Below are 26,059 nucleotides of genomic sequence, written 5' to 3'. Positions count from 1 at the left end.
TGCAGCTCAGTCAGTGGTCGTTTCGAGCGGCCGCTTTTTCCAGCCGGTCGCCGCGTTCATCAGCCAGAAATAGGCTGGATAAGGCAGGAACTGCAGCGCCTTGAGCACATAGGTGAAGCGGCGTGGAAACGTGATCTCGAAAGATCCGGATTTCAGCCCTTGCGCGATGCGCTTGGCCGCCTCCTCCGGCTGCAGCAGAGCCGGCATTTCGAATGCGTTGTCCGCGGTTGCCGGCGTATCGACGAAGCCGGGATTGACCACCTGGATGCTCACGCCGAATTTGTCGAGATCGAATTTCAGGCTTTCCGCCATGTTGATAAGCGCGGCTTTTGTCGCACCATAGGCTGCACTTGTCGGCATGCCGCCGTAGCCCGTCACCGACGAGACGATGGCGATCTGACCTCGACCGCGGGCTTTCATCCGGTCGATGGCCGGAACAAGTCCATTGACCACGCCGGAAAGGTTGACCGCGAATGTCTTGTCAAAATCGCCGACCTTCAGTGTTTCACCATGAACGGGGAGATAGACCCCGGCATTGAACACTGCGAGCGCCAGCCCTTTGCCCTCGGTGTCGATGTGCCCGGCAATTCGGGCCATTGCCTGGCTGTCGGTCACGTCCCCGGGTGCGGCGACGATCCGGCCCTTGAGCTTCCCCGCCTCGCCGGCAAGTTTGGCCAGCGCATCTTCGCTGCGTGCGGTCGCATAAACGGTAAATCCTTCGGCGGCCAGATTGAGCGCCAGCGCCTTGCCGATGCCGCTGGATGCTCCGGTCACCCAGACGGCTCCATCTGCTGGGCTGGCGGTAAATGTGCTCATCTGTCTCTCCAATCAAAAAGGCCGTCTGGAACTGATACGTTCCAGACGGCCTGTTGGTTCAATAAATTCGAGGCTTGCGCGGCGTCAGCCGATGATATCTCCGATAAGCTGGCGGAACGACCCGGTCAGCTTCAGCGGCGCATCCATGACGGCCAATCCGATGCACGGACGACCCATATCGGCATTCGGGCGGTGATCGACACTGTCGTCGGCCACGGAAATATCACCCCGTCCGTAATGCCCGCGCGCATCGCTGAAAGCACCATCCAGCACCAGCGAAATTTCGCTGCCTTCATGCGTGTGGGCCGGCACCGTACGACCTGGCTTGATCCAGAACAGGTTGACATGGCAGCCTTCGATCTCGCCGATGTCATATTCTTTGAAGCCGGGCATCCGCGTGCGCCACGGTACGTCGTCGGCGTCAAAGCCGACGAAATCGTAAAGCGCCTTGGGAAACACCCGCTCAGAGCCACCGGCGTCGCGTCCAGAAACCTCGGGCGCGGACGATCCAAGTACCGCAGCCAGCATGGCATCGCGGTTACTGAGAGGAACCGGGTCAATATCCATCAACTCGAGGCCGGCCATTGATTCAAGATTGGCAACCTTGATCCGGTTCTTCGGCTTGAGTTCGAGATGAGCCTCGACGAGAACCCTTGCTGGTGTCGGAAGTGTTCCTGCGACATACCTTGCAAGCAGCGAGTCGATCGTATCGATGTGTTCACGCACCATGCGTATCTAGCTTTCTTTCATTTGCGGCAGCTGCTTTCCACAAGGGACACCACAGCCGTTCCTCAGTACTCCGATTTACCTTCCTTACGCCCACGGACACAATATGGATCACCGGAACATGCCATTTCTCATTTTTGCCGATTGAAGGCAAATTTTCCCTTATCCCCGAGCACCCGGAGTGCCTGTGTCTTGCAACAAAAGCCTTGAGAAGCCAGAACTGGCTGCTTAGTCTCGCCCAGCCTTTACACAAGCAGCCACCACCAGGAAACATCATGCCAGCGATAAATTCCGTTCTCGACGCCATCGGCAACACCCCTCTCATCCGCCTGAAGGCGGCGTCGGAGGCCACCGGCTGCACCATTCTCGGAAAGGCGGAGTTTCTCAATCCAGGCCAGTCGGTCAAGGACAGGGCAGCGCTGGAGATCATCCGCGACGCCGAACGCAAAGGCCTGCTGCGTCCCGGCGGCACGATCGTCGAGGGAACTGCCGGCAACACCGGCATCGGACTGGCCCTGGTTGCCTGTGCTTTGGGCTACAGGACGGTGATCGTCATTCCCGAAACCCAGAGCCAGGAAAAGAAGGACGCGCTGCGCCTGCTCGGCGCCGAACTGGTCGAGGTGCCTGCCGCCCCCTACCGCAATCCCAACAACTACGTGCGGCTGTCGGGCCGGCTGGCGGAACAGATCGCCGCATCCGATCCCAATGGCGCGATCTGGGCCAACCAGTTCGACAATGTCGCCAACCGTCAGGCCCACGTGAAGACCACGGCGCCGGAAATCTGGCGCGACACTGACGGCAAGGTCGATGGTTTCATTTGCGCGGTCGGTTCCGGCGGCACCCTCGCCGGCGTGGCCGAAGGGCTGCGCAGCCACAAACCGTCGGTCAAGATCGGCCTTGCCGATCCCGATGGCGCAGCGCTCTACAATTTCTACACCACCGGCGAAATGAAATCTTCGGGCGGTTCCATCACCGAGGGTATCGGCCAGGGACGTATCACCGCTAACCTCGAGGGCTTCACCCCCGACATGAGCTTCAACATCCCTGATTCGGAAGCCATCCCGCTGGTCTTCGACCTGCTCGAGCATGAAGGTCTGTGCCTTGGCGGCTCATCGGGGATCAATGTCGCCGGCGCCGTTCGCATGGCCCGCGAAATGGGTCCGGGCCATACCATCGTCACCATCCTTTGCGATTACGGCAACCGCTACCAGTCCAAGCTGTTCAATCCGGAGTTCCTCGCGTCCAAGGATCTGCCGGTGCCGGAATGGCTGACCAGAAACAGCGACCTTTCCATCCCCTATGCGAGTGAACAGTAATCAGATGACCGCCCTTTTTCTTGAAGACGCCTATCTCTCAACCGTTGAGGCACTGGTCATTGCGGTTCGCGAAGACGGCGGCATATTGCTCGATCAGACCTGTTTTTACGCAACCTCCGGCGGCCAGCCGGGCGACACCGGCTTCCTTGAGCGCGAAAACGGCGACAGGATCGAGATCGCCGGCACCGTCACCGGCGACACCAAGGCCGAGATCATCCTGATCCCGGCGCCCGGCCAGCCAGCACCTGCGGTGGGCGAGAAGCTGGTTCAGCACATCGACTGGGACCGGCGCTACAATCTGATGCGCATGCACACCGCCTGCCATCTGCTGTCGGTGGTCTGCCCCTACCCGATCACGGGAGCTGCGGTGAGCGAAACCGACAGCCGCATCGATTTCGACATGACCGACACCATCGACAAGGCCGAGGTGACGGCAAGGCTGATGGAGCTGGTCAACGCCAACCATCCGGTCTTCCATCAGTGGATTGCGGAAGAGGATCTTGAAGCCAATCCCGACCTGGTCAAATCCAAGAATGTCCGCCCGCCACGGGGTCAGGGGCGCATTCGCCTGGTCTGCATCGGTGACGGTTCCTCGATTGACAGCCAGCCCTGCGGCGGCACCCATGTTGGTGAAACCGCGGAAGTCGGCGAAATCCACATCGGCAAGATCGAGAAGAAAGGCAAGGAAAACCGCCGTTTCCGCATCCGCTTCGGCCCGCTGCCCGATTGACGGCGGTTCAGCCGGACAATGGCGATCTATCAACAAGCCTTTCGGCGCGGCCATGCGGCGCGATAACGGCAATTGTAAACAATTTGAACCATCGAATTGATAATGCATTAAGCCGCGCCGCGTAAAACATGCGGTGCGTCTCGTGGCAGCTTGTCCTTGCGGCGTGTTCATCCGGTTGCATCAGCCACTTCGGCTGAGGTCCCCAAGCGTCGGAAAGCGCTCGAATGTCCTTGATTCTCGGCAGCACTTATCCCGTCTCCGCCCTTGTGCCCAGCATCATGCCTGCCCCCGCTGCAGGCAGCGACAGCAAGCAGCCCGCACACAAGCCGAACGAATTGTCTGCAGCAGAACCGTCTCGGGTTCTCTCCAACCGCGTCACGGCCTTTCTGACAACCGACCAGACCGCCACGAGCAAGGGCTCTCGCCCCGATAGTCAGGGAACTCGCGGTCCCGCTCCGCAAGAACCCAAAGTAGGCAGAGAAGCCGAAACAGCGCTCTTGCTGGACAAAGCCGTCAACGACGAGAGCGACATCCCCGCTCATCAGTCCGGGAACCTGGCCGGTTCAATCGTTCTTGACGAGGCGAAGATCTATCGCCCCTCCTCACTCTATTGATCCGTTTCGCCAGCTCTGGAGTGATTTTCAGGCCAGGCGATCGGTTGGACTTTTCTGCGATTTTCCACGCTCAAGCGCAGCACCTGTCATTGCGACAGTGCTTGGCCATGGCATAACATGCATGTCGATCCGGCTCCGGTAGCCGCATTCCCCGCCACATTGCTTGCAAGGACACAACCATGACCGAACCCACCGACCGGAGCCCGTTTGTGGTCTCCTTTGATTGGCTGGCGCAATCGCTGGGAGAAGCGGACCTTAAGATCGTTGACGCCTCATGGTACCTTCCGGCACAGAATCGCGATGGTGCCGCCGAATTCGCGGCCGCACGCATTCCCGGCGCCGTGTTCTTCGATCAGGACAGGATCGTGGCTCCGGGCTCCGATCTGCCGCACACCATTCCGCACCCGGACGCATTCGCACGCGCCGCCGGCGATCTCGGCCTGAGCGGCACCGACACGATTGTCGTCTATGACGGCCCCGGCATGTTCACCGCACCGCGCGTCTGGTGGCTGTTGCGCATTTTCGGCGCAGCCAACACCTACGTGCTGGACGGCGGCTTCGATGCCTGGAAGGCACAGGGACTGCCGCTTGAAACCGGCGATCACGCCCGACCTTCGCCCGCTGACTTCAATGCTTCTCTCACTTCCGGCGCGATAACCGATTTTTCCGCCATGCGGTCGATCGTCGAACACCGGTCTTCCCAGATTGCCGACGCCCGCGGGCCAGGCCGTTTTGCCGGGGTGGAGCCCGAACCACGGGAAGGCATGCGTTCCGGCCATATGCCCGGTGCGCGCAATGTCCCTTTCTCCAACCTCTCTGAGGGCGGCAGCCTCAAGCCACTGAGTGAGTTGCGCCGGGTGCTGGAGGGATCGGGGCTCGAGCTCGACAAGCCCGTTGTCACCACCTGCGGTTCCGGCGTCACCGCCGCGGTGATCACTCTGGCCCTTCACTCCATAGGGCACCGCGACAACACGCTCTATGATGGCTCCTGGTCGGAGTGGGGCGGACGTGACGATACGCCGATTGCCACCGGAGAAGCCTGACATGGCCAAGGCCGCAAAACCGAAATCGCTCAAGGCGACCGTCACCCATCTCGAAATGAAGCGCAGGCCGCGCACGATTACGCCGTTGCCGGTCAACCTGCACGCAACCCTGATGAAGGCAACGGATATCCCGTTGCATTTCTACCGCTATCTGCAGTGGCAGGTGGGCCGCGAATGGCATTGGGTTGCGCGCCTGCGCATGACAGATGACCAGCTGTCCAAGATCGTTCATGCCAAGACCAGCCGCATTTTCGTTCTCAGCGTCGACGGCGCACCGGCGGGTTTCTTCGAACTGGCCGATCTTGAAGAGTCCACCGTCGAACTCTGCTATTTCGGCCTGATGGAACATGTGCGCAGACGCGGGCTTGGCGAATGGATGCTCGGCCAGGCGCTGACAACCGCGTGGTCGACCACTCCGGCCCGCGTTGTCGTTTCGACCAACACGCTCGATCATCCCGCCGCCCTGCCGCTCTACCAGAAGATGGGGTTCGAGCCGGTCAGTCAGAACCAGGCCATCATAAGGCCGCTGGCAGACGAGGAAATTCTGGCGCTGATGAAGGCGGGTTCCGCAACGCCGGGCTGAAATCGGGTGGCGGGCTTTTTGGCCGCTGCATAGACGTGATGACGCTACACCAGAAGGAGCGTCGTCATGAACATCAAGTTTGTTGCCCTCGAAACAGAGACAGTCCGCGCACTGCAACGTGGCGGACAAGATGCCAATCAACAGATTCCCCAGCGGGCCATATCAGATGGCGGAGCCATTCCCTGCCGGCATTGCCTCTCGCCTGTCGCCAAGGGAGAGGAATACCTGATCCTGTCACACCGCCCGTTTCCCCGGGCTCAGCCCTATGCCGAGTCCGGACCGATTTTCCTGCATGCGCGCGAATGCGAACGCGCGGCCGACACACACGATGCGGCACCCATGTTTACCTATGGACGCGCCTTCATTCTCCGTGGGTACAGGAACAATGACTGGATCAACTATGACGCAGCGGAGGTCGTGACCCCGGACAAGATCGAGCAGACTGCCAAGCGCCTGCTTGAGCGTGACGACGTCGCCTATGTCCACATGCGTTCATCGCAAATGAATTGCTATCAGTGCCGCATCGAGCGTGCCTGATTCAAAAAAACACCCGCCGGTATCTTGCGGCGGGTGTTTCAATACACGTCTGATGGCCCCTGATGCTACGTCAGGCGACCTTGAGGACCTGATCGAGGTCCGCCAGTTCGTACCCGAGCGCATCGGCAACCGGACGGTTGGTGATGCGGCCCTTGTGTACATTGAGGCCGGCGCGCAGGTGACGGTCTTCTGCGATCGCCTTCAGCCCCTTGTCGGCCAGCATCAGGCCGTAATACAGCGTGGCATTGTTGAGCGCATGAGCTGAAGTGATCGGCACCGCACCGGGCATGTTGGCGACGCAATAATGGATCACGCCGTCGACCTCGTAGGTCGGTTCAGCATGGGTGGTGGCGTGGGAGGTCTCGAAGCAGCCGCCTTGGTCAATGGCGACATCAACGATCACCGAGCCCTTCTTCATGCCCGACAGCATGTCGCGGGTCACCAGCTTCGGCGCCGCGGCGCCGGGAATGAGAACCGCGCCAACCACGACATCGGCCGAGAACACTTCCTCTTCCAGCGCCTCGATGGTCGAGTAGCGGGTATGAACCCGGCCGTTGAAAATGTCATCCAGCTGGCGCAGGCGCGGCAGCGAACGGTCGAGAATGGTCACGTCGGCGCCCAGCCCGACAGCCATCTTGGCCGAGTTCAGGCCAACCACGCCGCCGCCGATGACCGCGATCTTGGCTGGCAGCACGCCGGGGACTCCGCCCAGAAGAATGCCGCGGCCGCCATTGGCCTTCTGCAGCGAGGTTGCACCGGCCTGGATGGCCAGGCGACCGGCCACCTCCGACATCGGCGCCAGCAACGGCAGGCCGCCGCGGTCGTCGGTCACAGTTTCATAGGCAACGGCGGTGCAGCCCGAGGCCAGCAGGCCCTTGGTCTGCTCCGGATCCGGAGCCAGGTGGAGATAGGTGTAGAGAAGCTGGCCATCGCGCAGCTGTGCCCATTCGGACGGCTGCGGCTCCTTGACCTTGACGACCATGTCGGAGCGCTCGAAGACTTCCCTGGCGCTGCCGACGATCTTGGCGCCTGCCGCCTGGTAGGCCGCATCGTCTTCGCCAATGCCCATGCCCGCCTTGGTCTCAATGATGACCTCGTGGCCATGGGCCACATATTCGCGGACAGCGCCTGGGGTCAGGCCGACGCGATATTCATGGTTCTTGATTTCCTTGGGGCAGCCTACGCGCATTGACATCTCCTCCGAGCGTTGACCGGCGCATCAGGCGCCAGGTCAGGTTTCAATGCGGCCAATAAAAACATTCCCCCCCCGAAATGTCCTTGCAAACTGAGCTTGTCCCTCCCCCCTCGATCGAATATTCTTGCGCAGACAACATCGATATTCGGACATTCCACACATGCATGAGCTCGACGCAATCGATACTGCCATTTTGAAGACGCTTCAAAACGAGGGGCGAATCTCCAACGCGGCACTGGCGGAACGTGTCGGACTGTCGGCATCGGCCTGTTCCCGGCGGCTCGACATTCTGGAAAAATCCGGCGTCATCAAGGGCTATCACGCACGGTTGTCGCACAAGGCGCTCGACTACCGGATGATCGCGATCGTGCACATCTCGCTCTCAGGCCAGTTCGCCAAGACGCTCGCGGAATTCGAGGCCGCTGTGAAACGCTGTCCCAACGTTCTGGTCTGCTATCTGATGAGCGGCGAGTATGACTACATCCTGCGCATCGCCGCCCGCGATCTCGAGGACTATGAGCGCATCCACCGCGACTGGCTGTCCGCTCTGCCCCACGTGGTCAAGATCAATTCGAGTTTCGCTCTGCGCGAGGTCATCGACCGCCCCAATGTCGGCCTTGCATGATACATGACTATTTTACTCATGTTATTTTGCGAAAGACCTGCTAGACAGGCTCCCGAAGTTTGAACTCAAGGAGCGCTGACATGGCACGGCCCGAACCAAGACAACTCGTTGTAATCGCCAAGCGGCAGGTAACGCCGAACATGCTGCGCATCACGCTGGGCGGAGCCGGCATGGCTGCTTTCCCGGAAGACCAGGCCAGCGCCTATATCAAGCTCCGAGTGCCGGATGCGTCAGCCGGACGCGAAGTGGTCCGTACTTATACGGTCCGCTCGCACCGTGCAGATGAGATCGACGTCGATTTCGCTCTGCACGAGGAGTGCGGCCCCGCAACCCTCTGGGCGTTGAATGCGCAGGCTGGCGACAGCATCATGGTCGGCGGCCCGGGCCCGCGCAAGCTCGTCCACCCGGAGGCGGACTGGTATCTGCTGGTCGGCGATATGACCGCGCTGCCGGCAATTTCCGGCAATCTCGAATTGCTTCCGGATACGGCAATTGGAACTGCCGTGATCGAGGTCATGGATGAAGCCGATGTCCAGGACCTGCGAAAACCACCGCATCTGACCATCGAGTGGGTGATCAATCCCCGGTCCGGCCATGACAGTGCTCCGCTGATTGAACGCGTCAGATCCGTTGAATGGATCGAAGGACAACCCTCTGTCTGGGCGGCCTGCGAATTTGCAAGCATGCGGCAACTGCGCGACTATTTCCGCACCGAGCGCGGACTTGGCACCGGCCATCTCTACATCTCGAGCTACTGGAAGGCCGGCAACACAGAGGAAACACACAAGCTCGCCAAACGTGAAGATGCCATCGCTCAAAGCGGCTGAATTGGGGCAGCAGCAAACATTTACCCCTAATATCTAACTGGACCACAGGATTTCCAACCGCTACGCTTTGCCAAGGGATCACCAAGAGACCTGGCAAGAGACCTGGGGGGAAAACAAGCGTGAAACAGATCAATCTGAGAGCAGCAATCGTCTGCGCGGCAATATGTGCAGCCAGTGGCGCCTGGGCGCAGTCGGGTTCGGAAGGTGTTTTCACCATCCACAACGACACCGAATCCAATGTGCTGACCGGCTTCTACACCAATGACGGAAGCGGCTGGAGTTCTAACTGGCTGTCGGAAGACCTTGATCCTGGCACCGCGGCCTCGGCAGAGTTCACCGCTGAAACGGGGTCCTGCGAACAGACATTCCAGGCCGGATGGCTGGGTGACGACGGTTCGGAAGTCATGGATGAGCCACATTCGATCGACATCTGCGAAGCCAGCAATGTCTATCTCGGCGACAACGAGATCAGTTTTGACTGACCGTTCTCTGATCCGCTCGACAACAAAAGGCGCGAAACCCTCGGTTTCGCGCCTTTTTCCGTTTGAAGGCAACATGGTCGCCGATGGCAACAATCGTTGACGAAACGGCCACAGGCCACAGGTGCGGCATGCAGATTACCGGAACAGCGCCGGTCCCTGTTCGTCTATGATCTGGCGCGCCTTGCGGTAAGTGGCCGCTTCAACCTCATCGCGGTTGGTGAAAATGTCAGCGCGGATGAACTTGTGCTCCCTGGCCGCCTCTCCTTCGCCCTTGACGATCCGTCCGGCCAGCCGCCACTGCCCGCCTTCCGGCATCGGCTCCGCATAGATCTGGCAGTCCTTGTAGGTTTCGGGCTCATTGGCGGCCACCGGAGGGCTGGATGCGGATTTGCCGCCGAACAAGTTGCGGATGCTGCCCAAAATACCTGCCATGCCATGTTCCTCACTGTCGATACTGCCCGGCTTCAGACTACCCGGTTTTCCGCCTCAACGCTCGCCATCCGCGTATCAGTCGCTGCCGCTGAATTAGGTTGCACAAGTGTCACGCCGGGATCACACTCATTCATTATGGCTTGCCGCCATGAATGACGTAAGGCGGCAATTTGAATGCGTGCCGAACACCCGCATGCACCCTTTTTAGGTCATCTGCAGGGAGAAAGTCCATGAAAGACCAACAACTTCTTGAAATGCTGCACCCGATCTCGCGCCGCTCGCTGCTGGGCGGACTTGCCGCCACAGGCGCTCTGGTCATGGTTCATCCGTTCACAGCAAGGGCGAATGCCAACCAGGCCCACCTGCGCATCATGGAGACCACCGACCTTCATGTCCATGTCTTCGCCTATGACTATTATGGCGACAAACCCAACGACACCATGGGCCTCGCCCGCACCGCGTCGATCATCGACCAGATCCGTGCAGAGGCTCAGAATTCGATCCTTGTCGACAATGGCGACTTCCTGCAGGGCAATCCGATGGGAGATTACATTGCCTATGAGCGCGGCATGAAAGAGGGCGACATTCACCCGATCATCGCCGCAATGAACGTGCTCGGCTATGACGGCGGAACGCTGGGCAACCACGAGTTCAATTACGGCCTCGATTTCATGTTCAAGGTCTTGGGCGGCGCCAATTTCCCCATGGTCTGCGCCAACCTCACCAAGGGCGCGCTGGCCGAAAACCCGCGCGACGACGACCTGTTCCTCAAGCCCTACATGATCCTCGACCGCACCATCAAGGATGGCGCTGGCGCCGAGCACAAGATCAGGATCGGCCTCATCGGCTTTGTCCCGCCCCAGATCATGACCTGGGACGCCCGGCACCTCACAGGCAAGGCCGCCACCCGCGACATCGTCAAGGCGGCCGAAGCCTGGGTGCCGCAGATGCGCGAGGAAGGTGCCGACATCGTCATTGCTCTGTCCCACTCCGGTATCGGCCAGCAGGAATGGGCGGAAAACCTCGAGAATGCCTCGGTCCCGCTCGCCGCTGTGCCCGGCATCGACGCTATTGTCACCGGCCACAGCCATCTCGATTTCCCCGGCCCGAAATTCGACGGATTCGCCGGCGTCGACAATGCCAAGGGCACCGTCTCGGGCAAGCCTGCGGTCATGGGCGGTTTCTGGGGATCGCATCTGGGACTGATTGACCTGATGCTGGAGCGCGACGGAAACACCTGGAAGATTGTCAGCCACAGCTCCGAAGCCCGGCCGATCTACGAGCGCGTCGACAGAAAGGTCAACGCACTTGTTGCCGACAAGCCGGAAGTGCTGGCCGCAACCCAGGCGGACCACGACGCAACCCTTGCCTATGTCCGCACCGCGGTCGGCAAGACCTCTGCACCGCTGCACTCCTATTTTGCTCTCGTCGCCGACGACCCGTCCGTGCAGATCGTCAGCCAGGCCCAGACCTGGTACATCGCCGACATGCTCAAGGACACCGAATGGAAGGATCTGCCGGTGCTCTCAGCCGCGGCGCCCTTCAAGGCCGGCGGCCGCGGCGGTGCGGACTACTACACCGATGTGCCCGCAGGCGACATCGCCATCAAGAACGTGGCCGACCTCTACCTCTATCCCAACACGGTTCAGGCGGTGGTCATCACCGGCGCCGAGCTCAAGGACTGGCTGGAAATGTCAGCCGGCATCTTCAACCGGATCGAACCCGGCGCCAGCGACGCGGAGTTGATCAACGGCGATTTCCCATCCTACAATTTCGATGTCATTGACGGCGTGACCTATCGGGTCGACCTCACCCAGCCCGCCAAATACACCCCCAAGGGCGAGTTGCAGAACGCCGGAGCCAACCGGATTCAGGATCTCAGCTTCAACGGGCAGCCCGTTGATCCGGAACAGAAATTCGTGGTTGCCACCAACAATTATCGTGGCGGCGGCGGCGGTAACTTCCCCGGTATCGGTCCCGACAAGGTGGTCTTCCAGGCGCCCGACACCAACCGTGACGTCATCGTGCGCTACATCGTAGAGCAAGGCACCATCAACCCTTCCGCCGACGCCAACTGGAGCTTCGCGCCTGCCGAAGGCGCCACCGTTCTGTTCTCGACGGGCCCCAAGGCGAAAGACTTCGTCGGTGACGTCAAAGGCGTCTCCATCGAACCGGCCGGCGAAGGCACCGACGGCTTTGCCCTCTACCGCATCAAGCTCTGAACCATTTCGAAGGCCTGCCTGTCCCGGCGTTGACCGCGCCGGGACGACCATCGGCGGCGTTCTCTCGGCACCCGCACCTCCCGCTTGTGCGAACAGGCAGTTTCCATCCGCGCCTTAGCAATTTGATTACCGGCAAATGCGAGACTGAACCGTCAGTCAGCCAGGGGGAACTTTGAAATGACCGGATTGACCGGCCGCTCCATCAAGCGGGACAAGACCAGGGTAAAGGCCAGGATCGACTGCATGGGGCAGAAGACCACCGGAGCGGTTATCGACCTGTCGCCGCAGGGCATATGCCTTCAGCTTGATGCCGGTATTCCCATGGCCCGTGGCGACAAGATCGATGTCGAAACCGAGGAAATGGGTCTACTGGTCGGCACCATCCGCTGGATAAGGGCGGGTCGCATCGGCGCAGCCCTGGTGTTGACCTCCAACAACCGCGCCAAGGTCGAAAGCTACTACAAGATGTTCCTGCACAATCGTCAGCCAGCCTGACACCGGACCCACAGGGCCTGTCTTGCGGACCAACACGCCGCGATCTAAGTTCAGCTCAGCTAGACATGACACGCGGTCGATGACCCGGCAGGCAGGACCTTTCCCATGGCGAAGACCATTACGAGGAGGCGCATTGTGCTCTATCTCCTTGGCCTGCTGATCCTCGCTGGCCTGGCCGCCTTCGCGCTTGGCCCGAGACCCCAGGCAGACACGACGGTCAGCTTCGATGAAGCCACCTTGCCCGATGATCTCGATGCCTATCTCGCTTCAGCGGAGGCAAGGTTTGAGGATCTGCGCCCCGGCAATGAGCGGCAGATCATCTGGGCCTATCCGGCGTCGCGCGCCCGCACGCCCATGGCCATCGTCTATATTCACGGCTACTCGGCAAGCCCCGGAGAATTGCGGCCCCTGCCCGACATGGTCGCCCAAAGACTGGGCGCCAACCTCTATTTTGCCCGTCTCAGGGGCCATGGACGCGGCGGCGATGCCATGCTCGAAGGCTCAGTCCACGGCTGGGTCGACGATTTTGCAGAAGCCGTCGCCATCGGCCGCAGGCTGGGGGAACGCGTCGTTGTCATGGCCACCTCCACCGGAGCCTCGCTCACCACCTGGGCGGCTACGCAACCGGCCCTGATGCGCGATGTCGTTGGACTGGTCCAGTTTTCCCCCAATTACGGCATCCAGGCCTCGGGATCGGGCCTGCTGACCATGCCCTGGGCCGAGCAATTGGTGCGATTGATTGTCGGGGAACGCCGTGCCTTCGAACCGCGCAACGAGCTGCACCGGCAATTCTGGACCTACGAATACCCCAGTGCTGCCTTGCTGCCGATGGCGTCCCTGGTCGATCTTGCCAACGCGGTGGATCCCGGCACGATCACCCTTCCCTCGCTCTTCGTCTATTCGCCGCTGGATCAGGTCATCCGGCCGGAACTGGTCAGGGACAAGGCCTCCCGATGGGGCGGTCCGGCCACAACCATCCAAGTCACGGATTCTGATGATCCGAGCCACCATGTCATCGCCGGCGATGCCCTGTCGCCGTCCACCACAGAAAGACTGGCTGCTGAAACGGCGGAATGGATTTCCGGCCTCTGACATGGTTCAAATGATCAGGTTCGAAATGATCTCGTTGTCCGTGATGTCCTGATAGCTCAGGCCGGCGCCGTCAAAAGCCTCTGTCAGATGCAGGAAGTTTTCGGGCGAGCTGGTCTCGATACCGATCAGGATCGAACCGAAATTGCGTGCCGATTTCTTAAGGTATTCGAACCGGGAAATGTCATCTTCCGGCCCCAGCAGTGTCAGCAGGTCCCTCAGCGCCCCCGGTCGTTGCGGCAGGCGCAGAATGAAATATTTCTTGGTGCCCGCATAGCGCATGGCCCTTTCCTTGACGTCGGGCAGCCGGTCGAAATCGAAATTGCCGCCCGAGACCACTGCCACGACCGACTTGCCCTTCAGGCTTGCCGGATCCATGGCCTCGAGGGCGGCAATTGAAAGCGCGCCGGCCGGTTCAAGCACGATGCCCTCGGTATTGAGGATCCTCGTCATGGTCAGGCAGATCGCGTTTTCGGGAACGGTAAGCACCTGCTCGGCGCGAAACCGTTGCAGGATTTCGAAGTTGCGCTCGCCGATTTCCGCCACCGCAGCGCCGTCGACGAAATTGTCGATCTTTCCGAGCTTGACCCGGAGACCGGCGGCCAGGCTCTCCTTCAGGCTCGGCGCTCCTTCCGGTTCCACAAGCAGGAACCGGGCAGCATCGAGCCTGCCCTCCAGATAGCGCGCCACACCGGCCGAAAGTCCGCCCCCTCCGACCGGCAGCACGACAAGATCCGGCGCTTCGCCCTCGGGCAGCTGCGCTTCGATTTCCGCTCCGACGCTGGCCTGTCCCTCGATGATGTCGTCGTGATCGAACGGCGGCGCCATCAGCGCGCCTTCGGCTGCCGCGAACTCCCGCGCCGCATCGTAGCAAGCGTCGAAAAAGTCACCGGTCAGGCGGATCTCGATGAACTCGCCGCCGAAGACCCGGGTCTTGTCGATCTTCTGCTGCGGTGTCGTCACCGGCATGAACACGACGCCCTTGCGGCCGAAATGCCGGCAGACATAGGCAAATCCCTGAGCATGGTTTCCTGCCGATGCGCAGACAAACAGCTTCTGCTCCGGATTGGCAACAAGCGCCTTGCGGATGAAATTGAACGCGCCACGGATCTTGTAGGATCTGACCGGCGACAGATCCTCCCGCTTGAGCCAGATCCGCGCGCCAAATCGAGCCGAAAGATGATCATTAAGCTGCAGAGGCGTTTCCGCAAACAGCTCCCGCATCTCGGCAAGAGAGCCGTCGACACAGCGGCGGAAATCATCGGGAGATTGTTTTTCGGTCATCACGGGTCTATGCCACGGGAACCGGCCGGTTGCCAACCTGAACCGGCTTTCGAGAGGGCAAGGGGTGCACGGCAACACTTTCCGATCCGCGATCTTCATTGCGTCCATGGCTGGACTCTATCTGTCGCTTGCCATGCTGGCTCCAGCCGCGGTCGATTTCTATTTCGGCAATCCGGACTGGCAGGTCTTTGCGGTCTCGTCATTTGCGGTCGGAGCGATCTGCCTGGCATCGGCGGCTGCCAACCGCGGCATCAACGCGCCGTTCTCGCGGCGCCTCGGCTTTCTCGTCGTCAACCTTTTGTGGATCACGCTGTCGGTCACCGGCGCCATTCCGTTCTATCTTGCCTCGCTCGGGCTCGACATGGCCGATGCGTTGTTTGAATCGGTCTCCGCCGTCACCACCACCGGCGCCACGGTCATCTCCGGGCTCGATAAGGCGCCCCCCGGGCTTCTGCTCTGGCGCTCGCTGCTGCAATGGATCGGCGGGATCGGCATTGTCGCCCTTGGCCTGCTGGTGCTGCCATACCTCAAGGTCGGCGGCTTCACTGTCTTCAAGATGGAATCCTCCGACACCTCCGAAAAGCCCTTCGCCCGCTTCGCGGTTTTCGTCCGCGCCTTCTTCGCCATCTATATCGGCCTGACCCTGACCTGCGCCATTCTCTACCGGGTGCTCGGCATGAGCGATTTCGACGCTCTCAACCATGCCATGACCACCATGGCCACCGGCGGGTTCTCCACCCATGACGCCTCCTTCGGCGCCTTCACCTCCCCGGGGTTGATATGGACCGGCACCGTCTTCATGGCGATTGCCGGCCTGCCCTTCTCGGTGCTGATCCTGTTTGCCGTACGCGGCCGTCTCGACGCACTGCGCGACCCGCAGATCTTCGCCTATGGCGGCATCCTTCTCGTGCTTTCCATTGTCATCGCGCTGAGCCTTCGGCTTTCGCATGACGAGAGCTTCGGCATGGCCCTGACCCATGCGACCTTCAACGTGGTTTCTGTCGTTACCACCACCGGCTACGCCAGCAGCGACTACACGCTGTGGGGCCCGCTGACCGTGGCAATCCTGCTGGTGGCGACCTTTCTTGGCGGCTGCTCAGGATCCACATCGGGCGGCATCAAGGCCTACCGGCTGGTGATCATCGCAAGTTCGATCCGGTCGGGACTGATGCGGCTGATCTATCCCAACAGCGTGCGCCCGGTGCGTTACGGCTCTGTCGCCGTCGAACCCGACATGCAACGCACCGTGTTTCTCTTCGTGTGCGCCTATATCGGCATCTGGGCGCTGGGATCGATCGCCCTGGCCGCGACCGGCCTCGATATCGAAACCGCACTTTCAGGTTCGATTACCGCGCTGGCCAATGTCGGCCCGGGCATCGGACCCATCATCGGGCCATCGGGAAACTTCAGCTCGCTCGGTGATCCCGCCAAACTGATCCTGGTCTTCTTGATGTTGCTTGGACGACTGGAGATTCTGGTGGTTCTAGTCCTGCTGCTTCCCGCTTTCTGGCGCGAGTAGACCATCGGATAACCTACAGGGCCGCTAAATTATCCATCGGTTAACCAAAATCTGCTTATATCTTCAGATCTGGAGGACCGAAACCTATGCAAGCATTGCAAGTTGCCTATGCCGATGAGCCGGAGGTTCGGCACGACGCAGACCCACAGCATGTGGACGTCTTGACGCCTCCCGCAGAAGACCAGGCCAGGCTCGAGCGGGCGATGAACGTCATCGGTTCGCAGATCGGCGAATTGTCCGTCAACATTGCCGACACCAGCGGCATGGTCGGCGATGTCTCGAGTTCAATGTCGCAGCAGGCTGACGAATTCCACGCCCTGACCCGTGACATCTCGATGATCGCCCGGTCCAATCAGACGGTCGCCGAGGCTTCGCGTGGCGCAATCGAGGCTGCCAGAACCACCCAGGCAGGACTCGACACCACAACACAGAGCGTCAACGGCATCCTGGTCAACGCAGTCTCCGACATCAAGTCGATGGCAAGCAACGCCACCGAGATTACCGGCGTGCTTGATTCCGTCTCAATCCAGATCAAGGAAATCCATTCCTTTTCCGAATCCATCCAGGGCATTGCCACGCAGACCCAGCTGCTTGCCGTCAATGCCGGCATCATGGCAGCCCACGCCGGCGAGGCCGGCCGCGGTTTTGCCGTCGTCGCCGATGCGGTCAAGCAACTGGCCGACAAGACCGGCACGGTCTCGCGCGACATCGTCTCCCGGCTCGAGGCGTTGCGCTCGATCGTCGACAAGCTGCAGAAGCAGAACGCCGACAACGAACTGGTGGCCAATGCCGCGCACCAGCGTTCGACCGAGATCGACGGAGAACTGCAGAAATTCACAGGCTTCAGCCAGACGGTTGCCGGCATGATCAGCGAAATCGAACGGATCAGCGACCCGGTCGAGGAAACCACCCGCGCCTGCTCGACCGTGCTCTCCAAGGTCTCCGAACTCGACAAGCAGGTTCACAACAGCGCCGAAATGCTGACCGCGGCCAGCGCCAAGATCGACCGCCTCGTGTCATTTTCCGAAAACGTCATCGGCGAAGTCGCCGAAAGCGGCATTGAAACCGAAGACACCCCGCTCATCCGCCATTGCATCGCCAAGGCCGGCGAAGTCTCCACACTCTTTGAACAGGCCATAAGATCCGGGGCGATGTCGCTTTCCGATCTGTTTGACGAGAACTATACCCCCATCCGTGGGACCGATCCGCTTCAGCACATGACCCGGTTCACCCAGCACACCGACCGGCTGCTGCCGCCGATCCAGGAGGCGATGCTGGAATTCGATCCACGCGTCACCTTCTGCGCGGCGATCGACCGCAACGGATATCTGCCCACCCACAACCATATCTATTCTCAACCGCAAAGCGCGGATCCGGTCTGGAACGCGGGCAACTGCCGCAACCGCCGCATCTTCAACGATCGCACCGGGCTTGCCGCGGGCCGCAACACCAGGCCGTTCCTGCTGCAGACCTACCGCCGCGACATGGGCGGCGGCAATTTCGTGCTGATGAAGGACCTCTCGGCCCCGATCGTCGTTAACGGCCGCCACTGGGGCGGCTTGCGCATCGGCTTCAAGATCGCTGTTTGACCGAGCTTCCGGTTCGGCTATGCCGACCGGGTCGCTTGCGACATCCGTCAGGCAGATGCTATTTGTCACCGTCCCGGACGATAGAGGTGACGTCAGATGCGCTCAATGGCCCTCTCCCTGCTGACAGCAGCATTCCTTGCTGGCTGCCAGTACTCCGCCGAACCCACGATCACCGAGCCGGTGCAGGTCTACGTATCAGACACACGGAAAAACCCTGGCAAGTATCTGCTGTACATTGATGCGTCGGAGCTCAGCCGGAACGTGCGGGCTTCAGATTTCACATGCATCGCCCACACATTCCCGGTCGATCTGCGGGCCGGCTTCAAGACCGCTGTCGAGCTGGCAATGCAACAGCAGTTTGAGACGGTTGAGACCGTTACCGCGCCGGTGAAGCAGTCCGAGTTGCGGGCGCGTCAAGCCGCAGGCGTGATAAAGGTGACCGGCATCACACTCGACGCCGAGCTGACAGCCGTTCCGGGTTTCCTGCGCAACACCATGAACACATCGGTTCTGATGACTGCCGGCCTTACGGTCGACGGCAGCGCCAACGGCAGGCTGCTGGGAACGACGGTTCAAGGTGCGGGCAAGGCGCAAGCCGATGGCGGAATGGCCTGCGAAGGCGGGTCAAGGGCATTTAACGCCTCATCCGAAGCCGCAATCGCGCAAGCAAAACGACAAATCGTCGAGGCAATCGCCAACTCGCCGGAAATCCGAAACAACCGCTGATAAGCAATCCCACCGGCCACTTCCCTGCCGGAAGCCTTCAGCTTTGATCGTCGGGCGGGCCCTGTAAATGGAAAACGCCTGGAGCCGGCACGCGGATTCACGCGCTCATCGGCTAGCAGGTCTGGGAAAATTGGTGCGGACGACGGGGCTCGAACCCGTACAGCCTCGCGGCCGAGGGATTTTAAGTCCTTGTTTTTAAAAGGAAAGTTATTGATTCTATTGCGCGATTTTAAATGATCGCGCTTACTGTGTATAAAAATGTGCACAAAATAGGCAGAACGTTACCAGAACAAATTCCGAATTTCGGGAAAGTCCTCGCCCACTAAGGGTTTGCGGCGCTTGCGCCGCCACCGCTCCATTTGCCCTTCCTGAGCCAGGCGCAGGCGGAGCGCAGCAGTCAAGGCCAACGCCCGCTTGCGGGTGCTGAAAGCAGCCTTGACGGGTGCGGGACGTCTGCAAGGATATTGTAGGGCTAATTAGATGCCGTTTTACTCTCTAGAGCCCGCCGGCTTGGCGATGCATGTGAACCGGCAGGTAAAGCGATCCTGACGCCCGCATAATCGGCGTAGGTCGATTCACGCAATTTTTCGTCGACAACCACAGTCATCGTGTTTGGATTGATCCGGATGAGCTTACAATCAAAAAGCGTATGAAGGTCTGCCCGCAGGAGAATTCCATTCGTCACAACGTTGGATGCCTCGCCTCGATACGGGTCGATATGTGCAGCCTCCAAAACATCCAGGACATTGCAGCCGGAAATAGCGCATTTCCCATCGTAGGCTTTGATCAGTCTATCGCGGAATTGCTTCTGACCACGCCGCGCCTTAATGGCGCGCATCGTCTTCTCGCGTGTGTCCTCAACATTATCGGGATCGAACGGGGCCTCGTCCGCATCCTCTGCAATTAAGGAAGTATCCTTTCCAACACGTTGTAGGATGAAATCCGCAGGCAACTTACCGGAATGACTGACATAGTCGAACTTCCCGAGGTATCGAAAACCGGCTCCTGGATGCTCGTATTTCTTCGTCCGAAAAAATACCAATAATTCCAGCCCTAAGGCTTTCTGATCGATATAAAGATGGTCTTTTCGCCCGGCAGATTGTCCCTGACAGTACAGGACGTCATCCTCGATCCTATCATGGTATTGTGTGCGATCGGCCGTCTTGTTTTGTGTGATGAATATCCAAACGGACTTCGTTCCCTTCGGTTGGAAAATTCCGGTGTTGAGGGTGGCATCAGTAATGCCGAAATGTTCCCTCAGATCGTCACGCGTGTAGACCGAACCCGGATCCAATTGCTCTGAGGTGTAAATCAATTCGTTTGCGCCGTCCTTCATCCAAACTGCTTTCATTCATCAATATTTACTGGATCCTATCACGATGCATGTTCTCTGGTCAGCAAACAAACTAAGCCAAACTGCGTCCGACGGACGTTGCACAGGGGTGCGCGTAGGGTCGCAACAGATCATAAGAAAGAAGTTAGTCTGGTTTATATGTCTCAGTGGGTTTTCCGTCCCACAGAGTTCCTTCTCGGGACAACGCCTGTTCGGGGACAATTAGATTTCCGGACGCAAGTGGTAGCCAACCCGGCACCCTGGCCTGCCAATGCACCGTTTCGTCAATAGCCCAAGGCTCTTCCGCCGGAGCTTCTGGAGAAAAGTAATTGCAGTACACAAACATGATAGGTTTGTCTTGAATGTCAAAATTGTCGATTGTATTTCGGATTTTCTGATAGCGGCGCTGCTCAACAATATCTCCGCCTAAGCTCTCAATCCCAATGTGGATAATACTAGGTCGATTAGTCGGAACTTGCCTGTGCGCTTTTACGAGCAGCCGTTTTACGTCCCGTGCTTTGCGATCGATTGATGTCTCTGAGGCACTTCGCCAGCGCGCGGCAACCACCTGATCTACCTCATCAATAAAATGAGGGTTTGGACCCAGTTTTGCCTTCTGAAGTAGGTGCAAATTGTCATTTCTAACGTACTCACCAAAAAGCGTTTTGTTATAGACTGACCCTGGGTGAAGCATATAACCCTTTTTCAAGGCCGTCTGGATAGGCTCAAGATCCAAGTATCGAATGCGCCCAATCGAGATGTCATCGCTCAAAACATGTTCCGTTTTCGATGAAAGAAGAAAGCTACGGACAGCTCTGAGCAAATAGTCATCCGGCACTTCCGCTAACGGAACCTGAAAATCAATCTCGAGGAATACACTGCGTCCAGTTAAAACGATCGAATGCGCAGCCTCACGCCAGAGCTCTCGCATTCTTTGGCGTTCGCTTTCGTCAAACTCTCCTGCTTCAAGTCGCTTGCACTCAACCGCAAAAGTCGTTCCATCAATCTCCACTTCAAGATCTGGAGATTTATCGCCACCAGGGTTCTCCGGAACAAATCGAACACTTCGGCCTTCTCTGGCATAGGCAAGGGCTACCAGTAATTCGAAAAGCGTCCCGTTTGGCTGTTTTTTTTCATCGCTCCAAAGGCGCCGAGCACGGTCTTCAAATCCATCGATCTGATCAGCGAGCGCTATGTTGCGCCCGATGGCAGACAGTACCGGTATTACCTTGGACCCAAACATAGGTTCATAGTTTGGTGGATGATGGTTGAGCGCTTCACCAAGGAACACATACCAAGCGAATCTGTCTTCTTGAGCAAAGAAGTGCCCTTTGCCCGTTGGATCTTTCACTTCACCAATAAGGCTTCGGTAAAACCACTGAGCTATCGCCAGTCGTCGGGCTTTCCAATCTTCTTCTGAAATCAGAGACTTAAAATACTCAGTTCCGCGATCAACTTCGGGCTCAAACCCGTACATTGGGATTTCTCCCTCGCGCAATTCAAACATATCATCGGGGAGCCGAATTCGTGACATGCAACTACCAATCTATTCTGCACTGAAACAGGGTCTTATTCACCTTTGCTCTTCGGTTTGGTGCTTCGGGATTTTTTCTTGGGCATTCCTAAAAGGGAACGCCACCAGATCGCATTGTCCTTCTTCACCTCAGAATCAGCCTCATCGATAGTTTCAAGCATTTCTTCAAGAGCGCCAATCGAGGTTTCCTTTGCAAGTTTCAGTGCCGTACGCAGTGATTTTTTCATATCCTCGTAGATCGCTTTGATATCGGAGAGGTCGTCCAACATGAGCAACGGCATCACGAACTTCTGAATAGTGATGTCTGGCTGCTCATCGAAGGGAAAAAGGCTAAATTGTTGTGGGAACGTTCGCGCTAGTCGCACAATGTTTTCACCTTGGATTTCCGTATCTTTTGCCCGAGTGAGCAATTGACTTGCCACAACGCGCCGAAGATTGGGCTTAAGCCCGCTGGAAAGGCCATCCCAGTTCAAATTTTCAGAAATCTGTCCATTGAGGACCTGTTCAAGATAATCTAGTAGCGGGGTTTGGTAGATGGCGGGATCAAACCGGAGCCCAGACTCTATCCGTGACTCAGCGATAATCTTCACTCTGGTATTTTTGGTGAGAATCTCTTGCCACTCTTCCTGGGTGAGCTCCAATAGTCTTTTGTCATATTGCTCTCGCACATACTCCCAACCCGATTCATTTCGATCTGCGATATCTTGAACCAGTGCAGAGTCGAGCTTCAGTAGATCAATATCGCTCCAGTCCTCTGGTGGCATCTGACCGATAACTACCAGCCATTTTTCAATTGATTCACCGGTAAGTTCCTTAAGAAATTGGTAATTAGGGAGCACCGAGTTTAGAGCAGGAGGCGCAAGATCCAAACTATTTGTCGCTTCTAATATTATCTGCTGAGCAAGTTCGCTCGTTTTTGGTGCCTCTGCTGCAGATTTAATGAGCTGCGACATTTTCCCTTGAGCAATGCAGATTTGCGCTAAGAATTTTAGTGCATCAGGCTCGATGTTACCCTCTAGCAGCGTTCGCTGTACCCACTCTCGTCCTGTTGTAAGGTTTCCAAGTTGGTGTGCGGTGAGATCTACAGCCGGAAGCTTAAAGTTAGGATGAGCGTCCAAATGGAACCAAAGGGTATAAGCGATTATCTTTCCGGCATCATCTCCCGGTAAATCTTTCTGCCCAATCTGACTTAGTGCACCATCAGCCACTAGGCCCTGGATAGCTTGTTTTGCAGTCTGTTTGTTTTTGCCGCTTAAGCCAATGTATCCCCAAGCGTACAAAGTCTGGAGCAAAGCAGCATAAGACTGAGGGTCCTCTGCTAGATCTGTTTTCTGCAGATGAGCAATTGACGCTTTGATGAGCGAAAGTTGATCTGGTTGGCTAACCTTAGAATTAATCTGCGGCCATGCATCCACGAGCATCAACGGATTCTCGGTTATCTCCTTAGTGAGTTCTGCTGTAAAATTCTCTGGGGCCTGATATGGGGCCAGATCATTTATATCAAGGTCGTTTTCAGAGGCATCGGCCGCGAAACCAATTAGGTGTTCGTAGTTTGTTGGCACTCTAATTTGCCGCATCGCCACCCGCGCCATCGTTTCATCATGTGAACGTTCAATAGTATGCTTCAACGCACCTACAAATTCGGCGAGAAAGGCCCCTTCATCATAGCCATTATCTTCTTTTGTATTTTCTGGGCGAACAGAGAGCCAGTGTGAGAATAGTTGTGATAGCTTTATAACTTCGTTTTCTGTTTCACAAAACTCATAGAGAGCTAGTAGGCCAGTGTGAGCCGACCAGTCTTTCGGTCGGATCGGTTTGACCTCGTTAAAGGCTTCCAAAATTCGCTTCTTAGCTGTCCGTGTTACAGCGCCGCTGCAGCCGATCATATTGAGATTCTGAACCACATTACGGAACCGAGTCGCGGAATGACGAGCCCAATTGCCGGCCTTATCGCGAGCTACGGCAGTGATCATGTGAGAAAAGCCGGGGGCTTCTCTTAGCTTTTTCAGTTCGACCGGCTCACCACTGTTTTCCTTCTCCGACTCGGACCAGTCTGCGGTCAACACACCCTCGATGGGGTCCGCGAGAAGTAGTTGTTCAGCGTGATCAGACGGAACATTAAAGGCTAATGCGGCTAGATTTCGATCCAAGTTGGGATCATTAGCGGCCAATCGGTAGTCACTGGAAATCGTCATCGGATCCAACAGAGAATTAGGATCACGATCGATCTTATCTCGATGCAGTACATAGATTGCGACTGTTGGCATCGGAATCTCATCATTCCATTGAGCCCAAAGGGACACAGTCTGATTGATAAACGAAATGATGTGACGAGGAGTAACAACGACACGGTGCTGGAGCAAGCGCTCATGAAAAACCTGATAGGTGCGGTGCATGGTGTCCTCGTCAGCACCACTACTCACCGCATAATTGATTTTTTGTTGAAAGTAGGCTGCGCGATCGGACAACACGGGAGGCGCCACATTCAGGATTGTATCGAATGTTTTTCGGAGTAGGTCTTGCTGCTGATAACGCCCTTCGTCTTCGTTAGGCATATAAAGCGCAAGCTGTTCTTCAGAGGGATTTCGCGCAACAATGGCACGTTCTGCCCTCGGGTTTAGCGAATTCACAATGTGGGCGCGGTCATAGGGTACGATCGCTGTAACCGTTGAATTTGGGTCTTCGAGCTCCCCATTGATTGGGTCGAAAGTTTCTTCTCCTGCAAACACCGCTCGGATATTTGACCACGCATCTGCAATCCTGTCACTTGGTAGTCGATCAATATTATCAAAGACAACAACGAGGCGTCTCTCATCGCTTTGAAATAAGCTAAGCAGCTTGCGAAACGTCTTCGTAAACTCGTAATCCGTTGGATCTATATCCCGAATTTCTTGACTTATTTTTTCGTATTGCGAATCATTGGAGAATAGACCGAGCGCTCTTGATACCGCTTGCCGGTGGGAGATTTCTTTATCAGCGGTAACCGACTTATTATGATTTTTCTTAATGCAATGGGCTTCCCAGAACACTCCAGCGATCATAATGGCAAGCACAACCAAAAACGCCATGGTGATTGGATTGATGACGAAATTCTTGTCCGAGTTCAAAACCGCAAATGGGCTTAGCCACGTATATAGGATGGGTAAAGATATGACAAAAAAGACGGCGATAATGCCGAAGAGGCTCAGGTTGCGGTGCTTGTCTGTCGTGATCTCACGCGTCTTATTTTGAAGTCCTGATAGGACCTTCTCGAAATCATCTCTCTCCGTCTTGGCGCAGTTTTCCATCATCCACTTTGTTAAAGATTCAAGGAACGATCGACGGAAATGGCTCGTTTGGTGACGCCATAGATCAAACGTATAGAAATGAAACGTTTTCCGGAAACCCTCGCTCTTTTTGTCGGCCGGCTCTGCGGTTTTATTCCGTTGTAGGCTGTCGGAAGCCATTCTGATGATGGAAGATTTCCCAGCACCCCAGTTTCCTTCAAGTCCGATCGATTTATCGGTGCCGTCAAAATCCTGGATTAGACGGGCGAGAACGCCTGCCGTGCGCTTATGCCCTTGCCCTGAAAATTCATCTTCTTTCGCTGGGTCGTCAGGAATGGTTCTAAATTTGATGTGTGTCTGCCCCACTAAGCAAGCCTCCTTATTCGTTCCTCGGCTTCATACTAACTCCTAAATCGTCATGCTCATAATTTGTTTTCGTTTTGTTCGCGCTTCTCAACGGCATTCAGTACGAGAAATATTGCTTCCCTAAATTGCAGATATCCTTAATTAAACCGCAGGCTTTAATTTGTCCAAGGCGAAGTTCAGTTCAGTTGGGGGCGTTGCGGGGTCTCCCCGCAGAAGGGGTAGCGCAAAACCACCGGGTTGGAGCGAGGGGAAGGCTTTCCCCTCCTGATTCTCCCCACCACTCATCAGACAAGCGAGCCGAGAAGGGGCCAAACGAGCCTTCTCTCATCGGACATATATTATCCGATGAGAGAAGGCGGCGCGTCCGTCACTCCCTGCCGCAACAGGGAGTGACGGAAAGCGCCCTACCCCGTGAAGCCCCTGTAACCAAGGCAAGTGACCACACATGACGCTTACGGGATCGCGTCAGCCGATCCCGTTCAAGCATCATTTTTCGCCTCTTTTTATAGCACTTCGCCCTTCCGGCCTGCATGATACCGATGGATCACGCACCACGCCTGACCCTATCTCCCAGCCCGTTTAACCCACGAAAGGAGCGCGTTATGTCAACGCCCTATCCCCGGCCGCCACCATGGGGCGGCACCCCCTGGTTTCGATCCGGAAAGGATCGTCACCATTTGCCCACCGGGCAATCTTACATGATCGGTTAC

The 26,059-nt window shown here is 57.6% G+C and carries 23 protein-coding genes; 15 read left to right on the top strand and 8 right to left on the bottom strand.

The window, feature by feature from the left end:
- Positions 1-6 precede the first annotated feature (6 nt).
- Both SPHINGO391_RS09385 and SPHINGO391_RS09380 read right to left on the bottom strand, forming a co-directional pair.
- Positions 7-816 carry an SDR family NAD(P)-dependent oxidoreductase gene (locus SPHINGO391_RS09385; RefSeq protein WP_152008589.1) on the bottom strand — a complete coding sequence of 270 codons (810 nt, stop codon included), beginning with the start codon at positions 814-816 and terminating at the stop codon, positions 7-9.
- A gap of 84 nt (positions 817-900) precedes the next feature.
- The gene (locus tag SPHINGO391_RS09380) at positions 901-1,545 is read right to left on the bottom strand and encodes a ChrR family anti-sigma-E factor (protein WP_152008588.1); all 645 of its coding nucleotides are present in this window, start codon (positions 1,543-1,545) and stop codon (positions 901-903) included.
- A 272-nt stretch (positions 1,546-1,817) separates the two neighbouring features.
- Here SPHINGO391_RS09380 and SPHINGO391_RS09375 point away from each other — a divergent pair, with 272 nt between their 5' ends.
- From SPHINGO391_RS09375 to SPHINGO391_RS09350, 6 genes are all read left to right on the top strand, one after another.
- Positions 1,818-2,858, top strand: a complete 1,041-nt coding sequence (locus SPHINGO391_RS09375; RefSeq protein WP_152008587.1) for a cysteine synthase A — start codon at positions 1,818-1,820, stop codon at positions 2,856-2,858.
- Positions 2,859-2,862: 4 nt separating this feature from the next.
- Positions 2,863-3,588, top strand: coding sequence for an alanyl-tRNA editing protein (locus tag SPHINGO391_RS09370; RefSeq protein WP_152008586.1), 726 nt, complete (start codon positions 2,863-2,865; stop codon positions 3,586-3,588).
- Positions 3,589-3,812: 224 nt separating this feature from the next.
- Positions 3,813-4,202 carry a hypothetical protein gene (locus SPHINGO391_RS09365; protein WP_152008585.1) on the top strand — a complete coding sequence of 130 codons (390 nt, stop codon included), beginning with the start codon at positions 3,813-3,815 and terminating at the stop codon, positions 4,200-4,202.
- Between the two features lie 179 nt (positions 4,203-4,381).
- Positions 4,382-5,245: a 3-mercaptopyruvate sulfurtransferase gene (sseA, locus tag SPHINGO391_RS09360; protein ID WP_152008584.1), complete on the top strand. Its 864-nt coding sequence runs from the start codon at positions 4,382-4,384 to the stop codon at positions 5,243-5,245.
- A gap of 1 nt (position 5,246) precedes the next feature.
- On the top strand, positions 5,247-5,828 hold the full coding sequence (locus SPHINGO391_RS09355) for a GNAT family N-acetyltransferase (RefSeq protein WP_152008583.1): 582 nt from the start codon (positions 5,247-5,249) through the stop codon (positions 5,826-5,828).
- 66 nt (positions 5,829-5,894) lie between these two features.
- On the top strand, positions 5,895-6,365 hold the full coding sequence (locus tag SPHINGO391_RS09350) for a DUF1203 domain-containing protein (RefSeq protein WP_152008582.1): 471 nt from the start codon (positions 5,895-5,897) through the stop codon (positions 6,363-6,365).
- 70 nt (positions 6,366-6,435) lie between these two features.
- Here the strand turns inward: SPHINGO391_RS09350 and ald are convergent, their stop codons facing one another.
- The gene (ald, locus tag SPHINGO391_RS09345; RefSeq protein WP_152008581.1) at positions 6,436-7,554 is read right to left on the bottom strand and encodes an alanine dehydrogenase; all 1,119 of its coding nucleotides are present in this window, start codon (positions 7,552-7,554) and stop codon (positions 6,436-6,438) included.
- 166 nt (positions 7,555-7,720) lie between these two features.
- On the opposite strand from ald, the gene SPHINGO391_RS09340 reads away from it, so the two are divergent.
- The 3 genes from SPHINGO391_RS09340 (at position 7,721) to SPHINGO391_RS09330 (ending at position 9,494) form a co-directional block, all read left to right on the top strand.
- Positions 7,721-8,185: an Lrp/AsnC family transcriptional regulator gene (locus SPHINGO391_RS09340; RefSeq protein WP_152008580.1), complete on the top strand. Its 465-nt coding sequence runs from the start codon at positions 7,721-7,723 to the stop codon at positions 8,183-8,185.
- Positions 8,186-8,265: 80 nt separating this feature from the next.
- A complete protein-coding gene (locus SPHINGO391_RS09335) occupies positions 8,266-9,012 on the top strand; it encodes a siderophore-interacting protein (protein ID WP_152008579.1) in 747 nt (248 codons plus the stop codon).
- A gap of 119 nt (positions 9,013-9,131) precedes the next feature.
- Complete coding sequence (locus SPHINGO391_RS09330) at positions 9,132-9,494, top strand: hypothetical protein (protein WP_210385778.1); 363 nt, start codon at positions 9,132-9,134, stop codon at positions 9,492-9,494.
- Positions 9,495-9,629: 135 nt separating this feature from the next.
- Here SPHINGO391_RS09330 and SPHINGO391_RS09325 read toward each other — a convergent pair whose 3' ends face one another.
- A complete protein-coding gene (locus tag SPHINGO391_RS09325) occupies positions 9,630-9,926 on the bottom strand; it encodes an HlyU family transcriptional regulator (protein WP_152008578.1) in 297 nt (98 codons plus the stop codon).
- A gap of 230 nt (positions 9,927-10,156) precedes the next feature.
- Between SPHINGO391_RS09325 and SPHINGO391_RS09320 the strand changes: the two genes are divergently transcribed.
- From SPHINGO391_RS09320 to SPHINGO391_RS09310, 3 genes are all read left to right on the top strand, one after another.
- Positions 10,157-12,148 (top strand): bifunctional 2',3'-cyclic-nucleotide 2'-phosphodiesterase/3'-nucleotidase, encoded by a 1,992-nt coding sequence (locus tag SPHINGO391_RS09320; protein ID WP_152008577.1) that lies wholly within the window; start codon positions 10,157-10,159, stop codon positions 12,146-12,148.
- 177 nt (positions 12,149-12,325) lie between these two features.
- A complete protein-coding gene (locus tag SPHINGO391_RS09315) occupies positions 12,326-12,643 on the top strand; it encodes a PilZ domain-containing protein (RefSeq protein WP_152008576.1) in 318 nt (105 codons plus the stop codon).
- A 105-nt stretch (positions 12,644-12,748) separates the two neighbouring features.
- The gene (locus SPHINGO391_RS09310) at positions 12,749-13,735 is read left to right on the top strand and encodes an alpha/beta hydrolase (protein ID WP_152008575.1); all 987 of its coding nucleotides are present in this window, start codon (positions 12,749-12,751) and stop codon (positions 13,733-13,735) included.
- A gap of 6 nt (positions 13,736-13,741) precedes the next feature.
- Here the strand turns inward: SPHINGO391_RS09310 and ilvA are convergent, their stop codons facing one another.
- Positions 13,742-15,016: a threonine ammonia-lyase IlvA gene (gene ilvA / locus SPHINGO391_RS09305; protein WP_152008574.1), complete on the bottom strand. Its 1,275-nt coding sequence runs from the start codon at positions 15,014-15,016 to the stop codon at positions 13,742-13,744.
- Between the two features lie 64 nt (positions 15,017-15,080).
- Between ilvA and SPHINGO391_RS09300 the strand changes: the two genes are divergently transcribed.
- The 3 genes from SPHINGO391_RS09300 (at position 15,081) to SPHINGO391_RS09290 (ending at position 18,850) form a co-directional block, all read left to right on the top strand.
- Complete coding sequence (locus tag SPHINGO391_RS09300; RefSeq protein ID WP_193217244.1) at positions 15,081-16,535, top strand: TrkH family potassium uptake protein; 1,455 nt, start codon at positions 15,081-15,083, stop codon at positions 16,533-16,535.
- A gap of 86 nt (positions 16,536-16,621) precedes the next feature.
- A complete protein-coding gene (locus tag SPHINGO391_RS09295) occupies positions 16,622-18,124 on the top strand; it encodes a methyl-accepting chemotaxis protein (protein WP_152008572.1) in 1,503 nt (500 codons plus the stop codon).
- A 96-nt stretch (positions 18,125-18,220) separates the two neighbouring features.
- Positions 18,221-18,850: a hypothetical protein gene (locus tag SPHINGO391_RS09290; protein WP_152008571.1), complete on the top strand. Its 630-nt coding sequence runs from the start codon at positions 18,221-18,223 to the stop codon at positions 18,848-18,850.
- A gap of 472 nt (positions 18,851-19,322) precedes the next feature.
- Here SPHINGO391_RS09290 and SPHINGO391_RS09285 read toward each other — a convergent pair whose 3' ends face one another.
- The 3 genes from SPHINGO391_RS09285 to SPHINGO391_RS09275 form a co-directional block, all read right to left on the bottom strand.
- Entirely contained in the window at positions 19,323-20,186 is an 864-nt protein-coding gene (locus SPHINGO391_RS09285) for an HNH endonuclease (protein ID WP_193217243.1), read from the bottom strand.
- A 142-nt stretch (positions 20,187-20,328) separates the two neighbouring features.
- Positions 20,329-21,660 carry a transposase gene (locus tag SPHINGO391_RS09280; protein WP_152008569.1) on the bottom strand — a complete coding sequence of 444 codons (1,332 nt, stop codon included), beginning with the start codon at positions 21,658-21,660 and terminating at the stop codon, positions 20,329-20,331.
- Between the two features lie 92 nt (positions 21,661-21,752).
- Positions 21,753-25,349 (bottom strand): P-loop NTPase fold protein, encoded by a 3,597-nt coding sequence (locus SPHINGO391_RS09275; protein WP_152008568.1) that lies wholly within the window; start codon positions 25,347-25,349, stop codon positions 21,753-21,755.
- Between the last annotated feature and the right edge of the window lie 710 nt (positions 25,350-26,059).

It is taken from the genome of Hoeflea sp. EC-HK425 (assembly GCF_902498795.1).
GTDB classification, from domain to species: Bacteria; Pseudomonadota; Alphaproteobacteria; order Rhizobiales; family Rhizobiaceae; genus Hoeflea; species Hoeflea alexandrii.
Note: the sequence above shows the minus strand (reverse complement) of the source record. Positions and strands in the feature narration are given on the sequence as shown.